The following is a 2,371-nucleotide window of genomic DNA, read 5'->3' on the forward strand; positions in this document are numbered from 1 at the left end:
ATTGTACTTGTTGGATGTCATAAAGAAACTACTAAAGAAAAAAATCAAGTAGCAAGTAAAGCAACACAGCAAAAAACTATGACAAAAGTTCAAAATGATGTTAATGAAATGATGGATAAAGATTATAAATATGTTATAAAGAATATGGGAATACCTTATGACACAATTTATTATATAAAAAATAAGAATTTAAAAGAATCAAATACAATGCAAGATATAAATACATCAAGTTATATGACATTAGTTTACCCTAAATATACTGGAAATAATGAATTAGATGGAAGTGCTTTATACATTAACATTGATAAAAATAAAGTTGTTAATGTTGAAACAAATTCTTTTTCGTCACAAAGCATGGTAGCTCTAGATGAAAATTCTGGGATTGTAATTGAAAAAAATGATAGTGAAAAATCAGCTGTATCTTTAGAAGAATATAAAAATATTGATTTAGTAGAGTATATTGGAGTTGAAGAATCTAGGATAAATGAAATCGTGGGTAATGCCAATTATAATTTAACCGCATATAACCATGAAGGAAATAGGGTAGTGAAGAGTTATAGATTGAAGAAAGATAATAAATTATTAGAAAAAGAAATACTTACAATAAGTATAGTAGACAATAAAATAAAGTCTATAAAAACTATTGAGAGCGATAAAGTTATAAAAATAATAAAAGGAGCTTTATTAGAATAATGAATTTTAAAGCATACAAGCCTGTTTCAAGATAGAAGTAAATTTCTAACTTGAAACAGTTTTTTTTTATAAAATATATAAAATTGAAATTAATACAATTAATGATGATTTTATAAGATTTATTAAATTTAAACTGCACTTATAGATAAGAATTAGTTATAATTAAATATAAGCTAAAATGATTTATTGTAATTTATAATTATACTACATTAAGGATGTTTTTAAATAAAAAAATATTGGGGTGTATTTAAAATGATAGGATTAGCAGATGCCATAAAAATTATTGAAGAAAATGTTATACCAATAAGTAGGATTAAGAGAGTTAATCTTATAGAAGCAGTAAATAAAGTAGTTGCAGAAGATATATATTCAACAATTGATAGTCCTCCATTTGACAGGTCACCATATGATGGTTATGCATATGATGCAAATTCTGAAAATAAAAATTTAAAGGTCATAGGAACCTTATATGCAGGAGAAGTGTTTGATGGTATATTAAATAAAAATGAAGCAGTGAAGATAATGACTGGTGGAAAAATTCCAAAGGGAGCAAACTGTGTAGTAAAGAAAGAAGATGTGACAATTAGAGAAGACATGATAACTTTAAATGTAAAACTAAAGGAATATGACAATTATATATTTAAAGGTGAGGATATAAAAAAAGGTCAATTAATTATTAGTAAAAATCAAAATATAGGGTATGATGGTATAGGAGTATTAGCGAGTCTTGGAATATCTAAATTAGCTGTATATGATGATTTAAAAGTTGGTATTTTAAATACAGGAACAGAATTACAAGATATAAGTGAAACTTTAGAGGATGGTAAAATATATGATAGTAATAGATATACATTATATTCAAAGCTTCTAAAGCTTGGAATACAAGCAAATACAATATGTAATTGTTCTGATGATATACAAGAGTTAGAAAAAAAAGTAAAGAATATGCTAGAAAATGTAGATTTTTTAATTACTACAGGTGGTGTATCTGTTGGAGATAAAGATTTAATACCAGATGTATTTAGAAACATAGGAGCAAAAGAATTGTTTTGGAAGATAAATATTAAACCTGGAGGGGCTTGCTATGTAGCGACATTGGGAGAAAAAATATTGTTTGGACTTTCTGGTAATCCTCATGCAGCAATTGTGGTATTTGATAATGTAGTTGTTCCTGTGATAGAGTATTTAACATATAAGGAGAGCAATCATTATATAAAAGCTATATTTAAAGGAGAATTTAACAAATTCTCAAATAATGATAGGTTTGTAAGTGGAAAATTATATACAGATGAAGGTAAATTATATGTTAAGTTAAATGATAAAAAAGATGCCAAGGCTAGATTATCTGCAACATTGAGAAGTAATTGCATGATTAAGATAAAAAAGAGAGAAACAATAAAAGAAAATCAATTAGTAGATGTCGTTGTTATATAGTTTTATGAAGGGGATATAGTTTTATGTATAATATATTATCAATTGTTTCCTATTCAGGAGTAGGTAAAACTACATTGATTGAAGGTATAGTAAAAGAATTAAGTAAAGAAGGATATAATGTTGGAGTTATCAAACACACATGCCATGATTTTGAGATAGATGAGGAAGGTAAAGATACTTATAAACATAGAAAATCAGGTGCGAGAAAAGTTTGTATAATATCAAATAAGAGGTTAGCATATAT

Annotated in this window: 3 protein-coding genes; all 3 read left to right on the forward strand. The window is 25.9% G+C overall.

Annotation, left to right across the window (positions count from 1 at the left end):
• The coding region (locus KGF50_RS21190; protein ID WP_227849892.1) for a hypothetical protein at positions 1-693 on the forward strand (693 nt) is incomplete at its 5' end.
• A 252-nt stretch (positions 694-945) separates the two neighbouring features.
• Positions 946-2,127, forward strand: a complete 1,182-nt coding sequence (locus KGF50_RS21195) for a molybdopterin molybdotransferase MoeA (protein ID WP_227849893.1) — start codon at positions 946-948, stop codon at positions 2,125-2,127.
• A gap of 23 nt (positions 2,128-2,150) precedes the next feature.
• A partial coding sequence (mobB, locus tag KGF50_RS21200; RefSeq protein ID WP_227849894.1) for a molybdopterin-guanine dinucleotide biosynthesis protein B occupies positions 2,151-2,371 on the forward strand: 221 nt, incomplete at its 3' end.

Source organism: Clostridioides sp. ZZV15-6598 (assembly GCF_020657705.1).
Classification (GTDB): domain Bacteria; phylum Bacillota; class Clostridia; order Peptostreptococcales; family Peptostreptococcaceae; genus Clostridioides; species Clostridioides difficile_F.